The organism is Dietzia sp. Cai40, assembly GCF_014145165.1.
GTDB classification, from domain to species: domain Bacteria; phylum Actinomycetota; class Actinomycetes; order Mycobacteriales; family Mycobacteriaceae; genus Dietzia; species Dietzia natronolimnaea.
This window is the reverse complement of sequence record NZ_JAALEB010000122.1, coordinates 1-6,961: the sequence shown is the minus strand read 5'-3', so window position 1 is coordinate 6,961 and position 6,961 is coordinate 1. Positions and strand designations below refer to the sequence as shown.

Below are 6,961 nucleotides of genomic sequence, written 5' to 3'. Positions count from 1 at the left end.
GCGGCCAAGATCACAGCTTGTTCAGCAGTCTCCTAGAGCCTGCTTCTACGGCCGACGCCGATCATCGCTGCGGATGGCGATGGTCGGCGCCGGTCCTCGTCGAGTGGGTTCGTAGAAGGACCCCTCGAAGGACCACGCGGTGGCCGCTCTCCGGCATCCGCAGTAGAGCCGTGGCACCGGTGCAGCCCTGCGGGTCATCCCGCTGTGGTGTGAGCCAGCCTCAGTGTGGACACCAGGCGGGCTCCCTGGCCGAGTCCCACCTTCGGGAGGTAGGCCCGTCCCACCGCGACACCGATCGCCGGTAGCGTCGCCGCATCCGGGTAGCACAGATGTAGAGGGCGGTACTCCGGGTGGAACTTGGCCTTGAACGCCAGGAGCGAGCGGAACCCGTAGACGGGTTCGAGCGTCTCCCCCACGCGGTCCAGGACACCGGTCAACGACGACGCGTCCCGGGGCGCGGGCGGGCCGTCCCCGCTCGGTTCACGTCGACCGTGCCCGAGCGGTGCCCCGGACAGGCTGAGGAACTCCAAGCCCTCCTCCTTGCCCGTGAGCGCGGCGGAGGCGATGAGGAACTCGGTCGTCGGACGGAAGCCGCCGGTACGGCGGCGCATGAAGTCCAACGTGAGGCCCACGAGCACACCCTCTCGGTAGACGGGGAGCCACGAGGTCACGCCGTGAACGACGTCGTCCCCGTCGACGGCCAGCAGCAAACGCACCTCGGGATCGCGTAGCTCGTCGATTCCACCGAGGGTGAAACCCATCTCGGGCAGACCCTTGTCGGCCACCCATTCCTCGGAGATGGCGACGATCTGCTGAGTCAGCGTCAGGGGAGCCTCGGCGAAGGTCGTCCACGTGGCCGTCACCTGTTCCTTGCGCGCCCGGTTCAGGGCGGTGCGGACATCCTGGAACCGTTTGCCGGTGAACGCCAGGTCGGGCAGGGGGATCACGGTCTCTTCGGCCACCTGGACCGAGGACCACCCCGCCGCCCTCAGCGCCGCCGCCAGCTCGTCGTCGACGGAGTAGAAGCAGGGATCCAGCCCCTGCAGAGCGCAATGTTCGGCGAACTCCAGCGCCGCGGCGCCGGACTGATCCGGCGGCCCCACCGGGCCTCCGGTGGTCAGCGCGACCCGGCCGACCACCCGGAAGGCCACCGCGGACCGGCGACCCGGCGGGTGCTGGTCGGTGAACCAGTACTCGTTGCCGTCCCAGGTCGTCATCCACGACAGAGAGGACCCGCCCGGTGTGTGCAGCAACTGCCGTAACCGCTCGTGGGCCGCGGGGTCCTCGTCGATGCGCCGCGCCCGCAGAAGGCGCCACAGGACGACGATGACGCAGGCCCAGACGGCGACGCCGATCCACTCGAACAACGCCGTCGCCGCGTCGGAGACGGGGAGTAGGGTCGGCCCGAACAGGCCCAGGTACGCAGGAGGAATCAGGCGAGCCGGATAGTCGCGGGCGAGCTCGGCGATCGACGGGTCGGAGAGACCGGACGCCGCGACGCCCTCCGTGACCACCGCACCGAGGCTGACAAAGGCGACGAGCCCGCCGAGCACCACCGCAGTGATCGACAGGGCCGACTGTCTGAACGCGCGACTGCTCGCCCGCACGCGGAAGAACCGTCCGGTGGCCAGCAGGGTGAGCAGGACCGCGGTCACCACCACCAGCGGCGACACCACCCAGACCGTGAGCGCGTGCGGGGCCGCCCCGAAGATCAGTTGGCGTCGTCCGTGGCCGCCGTTGATGGGTCCGGTGACGAGCAGAGCGACTGAGGCAGCGAGCTGAGTGCCGTACGCGGCCAGCGCCCACCAGCGTGCCGCGCGCCGGCCGCGTCGGAGTCCGTCGGCCAGGACGAGGATGAGAACGGACGGCATGAGGGTGAGAGCGAGGGGACCGACCCCGGTCAGGCGGAGAAGTTGTCTGGCGTTCCAGCAGTCGATCCCGCCCGGGGCGGCCTCGCACAGCTCGGCCACCTGTGCCGGGGTGTAGGGCACCTCGCGTACGAGCTGACTCAGGGGCGCCAGGGGCCCGACCGCGCCTGAGGTGAGCGAGACCAGGAGGGGGCCCAGGACGGTCGCCGCCACGACCAGGGCCACGAGGGTTCGGGTCTCCCGGACCGATCCGCCGAGCAGCGGGGTGCGGTGGCGCTCCGTCGCCTGCAGGGCACCGACGGCAAGTCCCGCGAGTGCCCCGGACAACCGGACCGCATCCTGGGGATGCCCGGCGAACAAGAGGAGAGTGACGAGAACAGTCAGGACGACGGCGCGGATCCGGCGTCGCCACAGGGTCGGCATCCGGCTCGTCGCCGCCAGCAGGATCCCGAGGATCCACGGCAGCGGATCGACCCACGAGTGCGCTGGGGCCACCGGCGCCCCCCTGTCCCCGTTGGTCAGAATGCCGACCAACAGGTCGCGACCGATCCCGCCGAGAACCCCTCCGAGTTGAGCGGCGAGGGCGGTGACGAGGAGGCGGGTCCCGCCCAGCAGGCGCTCGGCGACCGGGCCCACCGCCAGAAGCAACAGGGTGGAGACAAGGAGATCGGCGAGGCCGGAGACGACCAGGCCGGACGTGATCGGGGTCCAGACGAATCCGTGGCCCAGGGACACCGACCCCGCTGCGACCCTGTCGAACCACTCGGGATCCGGACCGTGGAGCGCTGTGCCGGTCACTGCGGCCACCACCCACATCAGGGCGAGCAGTGCGATGGTGACCGGGGAGGTCGACCATGCCCGGGCCGCGTATCGGCGCACGGTGGAGATCGTCGGCCTCATCGGATGAGCCCAGTCCTCTGGGCGAGCCAGGGAAGTTCGCGCTCGAGGCCTGCGGACCACACGGCGTAACTGTGCCCCCCGGGCAACTCGGTGAGGTGGGCGTCGACCCCTGCGGACAGCGCGGCTGCATAGAGGTCCTTCGCCGCCGGGCCGTACTCGGTGTCGGTGGATCCGTAGACGAACGCGCCGGCCAGGCCGGGGAAGTGCCGGCTCGCGAGCAGGTCGGCGGGGTTGTTCTGGCGGAATGCCGCCTCGTCTCCGCCGAAGAACTGTTCGACGGTGGCGGATCGCGTGCCGATCGTCGGTTCTCCCTGCCCCGACATGTCGAGGAAGGTCGGGAAGACGTCCGGGTCGGACAGGGCCATCTGGAGCGCGCACGTCCCGCCGAAGGACAGCCCCCCGATCGCCATCGACATCGGCCCCGAGGCGACCTGCAGGTTCTCGTGGATCCACGCCGGGACGTCGACGGACAGGTAGGTCCGGGCATCGCCCCGGGGCGAATCGACGCACAGCGTGTTCCCGAGCGACTCCCCGATCGGGTCGGCCACCACCACGACCGGGGCGAGCCCGGCATGCCGGTCCGCGAACGCGTCCGCGATCACCGGCAATCTCCCGGAGACCACCCAGTCTTCGGGGGCGCCGGGCTGACCGGCGAGCAGGACGAGGACCGGGAGCAGTGGGCGAGGCTGCGCGAAGTATGCCGGCGGCAGATAGATCTGGGCGGGCCGCGCCGTGAAACCCGACGCGGTCCCGGGGATCGTCGCCTCGGTGATCGCCCCGCTCGTCGGCATGTTCTCGGGCGGCGTCCACACCTCCTCCACGGCGGTCCCGGGCGGGAGATCGTCGCCGACGGTCGTCGGGGCGGACCCGAGGACGTCGGCAAGGGGGACGGTCCGGTGTTCCGGCACTCCTATCAGGGTGCCGACGGTGGGGAACTCGGCGTACACACGGTTGACGTGACCGCCGGCGCCGAGGAGCACGGCAACCGTTGCGAGCACCACTCCGCCCACGCGCCACGGGCGCCGGGAGGTACTTCCGCCGGCCAAGCAGGTGACCGCGAGCATCACCGCGAGCAGGGACACGGCGATCCACACGTACACCGTCCGCGGGATCGCATCCGGGAAGGGTCTGAACACCCCTTCGACCAGGACCCCGCCGGCCACGGTCACCAGCACGGCGGCGACCGTGCACGCGGGCAGCATCCGTAGCCACCAGCGGCGTCGATCCCGGGAGTCACTCTTCCCTCCCGTGGAGCCGGCGAGCGACAGGCCCGCGAACCCGACCACCACGAGCACCCACAGGGTCGCCAGCACCGGCGTCTCCAGAAGAGACACACCGAGTAGCTGCTGCACCGCCACCCACCTCCACCGCGAACCACGTCAGGCCGCCTGTCGAACCCGCGTCGTCGTCACCCGCGTGACACCGCGGGTCGAAGCCTAGGAGGGTTTGCTGAGACGACGCGGAGACGGGCACAGCGCTGTCACCAGAGTCAGTGGCCGAGGTCGGTGGCCGAAAGGGTGCGGGTCCACGCCCAGGTAGCCGAGGAAGTTTCCCCCAACACCGTGCCGAACCGTCGCGGAGGGATGTGCAGGAATGCATACTTCCCACGCTCATCGCGACCACGTCGGATAGCCCGTCCACCGTCACGGGTATCGCGCTGTCACCGGCGGAACCGTCGCCCAGTTGCCCGTAGTGGTTCAGTCCCCAGCAGTGGGCGCCGCCGTCCGTCAGGACCGCACACCGCGCAGTGCCTCAGCCCCACGGGCGCGCAAGCTTCTTGGCGATGGTCTGGTGTGCGAAATCGTGAACTCGGCATCGTTTACTTGTAATAACGTCTGGATATCGGTTCGCCCCGCCGTCGGTTCGAGAGGATGCCCTGCCGGCCTGACCCGGGCAATGTGTGGGCGGGGGTTTCCTTATTCATGCCGGGGGGACAGGTCGTGGTTGCCACTTGCGCCGTTCAGGGGACCAGCAGCCGGCGGTGATCGGGTTGTCGGGGGAGAGGACAGAGTTCAGCAGCGCTTCGGCCGTGGTCAGCGCGCTGTCGACAGCACGCAGTTCTGGGCGGGGTCGATGGAGGGTGCCCACGAATTTCTGGTATCCGGCCGGCCACTCGTCACTGGGAAGGATGAGGCGGGGAGGGAGAGCCAGGGTGCGGATGCGGGACTGTTGGCCTAGTGCGGTGCGCAGTTTTCCTGCGTCCACTTCGAGTTCGAGGGCGATTAAGGCGATGTCGTAGAGATCTCGGTACCGGGTGGAGCTACGGGTGCCGTGGATCTCGTACATGGCGCAGGTTTTATCGGCGAGCTGGTTTTCTATCGGGTAGGACAGCACGGTGAAGTGCCGGCGAGCGAACGGGACCTCGAGTGGGTCGGCGCGGGTGACCGCCAGTGGTTCGGTGACGGTGGGCGCCTCAAGGTCTCCGGAGACGTCGATGTTGAACCGGGAGAACTCGGTAGTGCCGAATCGGACGATGACGGTCAGTTGGATGTTCTCGACGGTTCCGCTGGCCGTCTCCCTCCGTGGGTTGCGCACATAGAAGGTGTACGGGCCTATTGTGGTCTGGTCCATGGCTGCGATCAGACTGTCGGCGGCTGCGCGATGGCCTGTGGGGGAGGCTTGCCGGTACAGGTCCAAGTCTTGGGTGTGGCGAGCCCCGGGGATGAGGCAGTAGAGATTGGTGCCGCCCTTAAGGACCCACACCGGGTCGGTGGCCATCAGTTCTGCGAGGAACACTTCGCGGAAAAACCTGCTGTAGACGGCGTTCGGGGTCAACTTCTGCTGCTTAGCGAACTGGCGTAGCCCGGCGGTGATCTGGCCATGAGTGGCCCGCGGTCTGGGTTCAGGCATCGTCCCGGCCGGCCTGGTCGTCGTCCTCGGTGTCACTGGTCTTGCTTCGCTCTTGACGAAGCCAGTTAGCGCCACCACCAACGCTGCTGCCATAACCACCACCGGTAGCGGCTAGCGCGTCCCCGAAGGCCTGCACGGTAGTGCTGGCTTGGGTTTCCAGCTTCTCTCGGAGCGCTGGGGAGAGCATCGCCGACGAGTCTAATGCTGCCGACGCAGGTAGCTTAAGGTTCGGGGCAGTTCTGGCGGCGATCTCGCGGAGCTGTTCCTGGATCGGCGCTATCGCCTGCTGCATCATGCGGGCGAGGTGGTCATCGCCAGCGCGGTGGCTCGGGAAGAGTTCCTCCAGACGAGCGCGCATTGCTGGCGCGGTGTTGCGGATAGTTCCGAAGTTCTCAGCTACCGGCGCGAGAGCCTCTGCCAGGTCATCTGTGGTGGTTAGACCCCTGGACAGCGCATCGGCGAGCATATCGATGAGGTGTCCCGGTTCATGCCCGGCACGGGCCAGGTCAAACACAGTTCTTTCCACGGTGGTGATCGGCAATCCATCCATGTCGATGACTTCCCCCGGGGACAGCGCTGCGGTGACGAACCGAACACCGCGCTGGCGTGTCTGTCGTCGGCCGGGCGTGGTGAAAATGATCGCCTCGCTGGGCAGATCGCCAATTCCATGCAGCTGCGCGGCGGTTTCGTGGGAGACGACCGCGTACTGGTCGTCGTTGTATCTGCGCTCAGCGGCCAGGGCATGCGGTTTCAAGGCCAGCCATTGCGCCCGAACCTCGAGCACGGTCGTCACTGGGGTTGAGGCGCTCGCGTAGACCCCGTGACGCACCCGCAGCAGTACTCCACGGTCCACGAGGCGACTCAGGAGGACGGCACTAACACCCAGCTCTCGGGCCTGGGCGGCAGTGAACAGGCCCCACTGCTGGGCCGCAAGATCCAAGACGGCCTCCGTCGCTTCCCCCAGTTTCATACTGCAATTATTACACATAGGGCTACTTTTGCAGTTCCCAACGAGTGCTGCCGCTTCAATAATGCCCGAAATAGATACTATTGAAGCGTCCAAGTGTGCGGCCTCAAGGCGATGCATTGCTGGCGGGCGAGAGCATCGCTTACGCAGCCGAATAAGACCCAACAACGCTTGGCGGCGCACAAGGGAGGTCGGCCCGTGACCCAGAGCGGGTAAGAGCGATGCACACTTACCCGGGAACGGCCCCCGAGACGCACGGTCGTCATCCATCGCTCTCTCCGGACCCCGTGCGCCCCTATGGCGAGGCGGACCTATCCGCGCGTGACCTCACTCAGGTCCTGACCTGCCGCGTTGATTTCGGACAGCGGAGTTGATG

4 protein-coding genes are annotated in these 6,961 nt (G+C 67.9%); all 4 read right to left on the bottom strand.

Going from position 1 to position 6,961, the window contains the following annotated elements; translation table 11 throughout:
• Window positions 1-194 precede the first annotated feature (194 nt).
• On the bottom strand, window positions 195-2,768 hold the full coding sequence (locus G6022_RS05675; protein ID WP_241731068.1) for a DUF2156 domain-containing protein: 2,574 nt from the start codon (window positions 2,766-2,768) through the stop codon (window positions 195-197).
• Window positions 2,765-4,120, bottom strand: a complete 1,356-nt coding sequence (locus G6022_RS05670) for an alpha/beta hydrolase-fold protein (protein ID WP_347237885.1) — start codon at window positions 4,118-4,120, stop codon at window positions 2,765-2,767. The genes G6022_RS05675 and G6022_RS05670 overlap by 4 nt, the downstream gene beginning before the upstream one ends.
• A gap of 568 nt (window positions 4,121-4,688) precedes the next feature.
• On the bottom strand, window positions 4,689-5,618 hold the full coding sequence (locus G6022_RS05660) for a nucleotidyl transferase AbiEii/AbiGii toxin family protein (protein WP_182640140.1): 930 nt from the start codon (window positions 5,616-5,618) through the stop codon (window positions 4,689-4,691).
• Window positions 5,611-6,588: a type IV toxin-antitoxin system AbiEi family antitoxin domain-containing protein gene (locus G6022_RS05655; protein WP_182609800.1), complete on the bottom strand. Its 978-nt coding sequence runs from the start codon at window positions 6,586-6,588 to the stop codon at window positions 5,611-5,613. Before G6022_RS05655 ends, G6022_RS05660 begins: the two co-directional genes overlap by 8 nt.
• Between the last annotated feature and the right edge of the window lie 373 nt (window positions 6,589-6,961).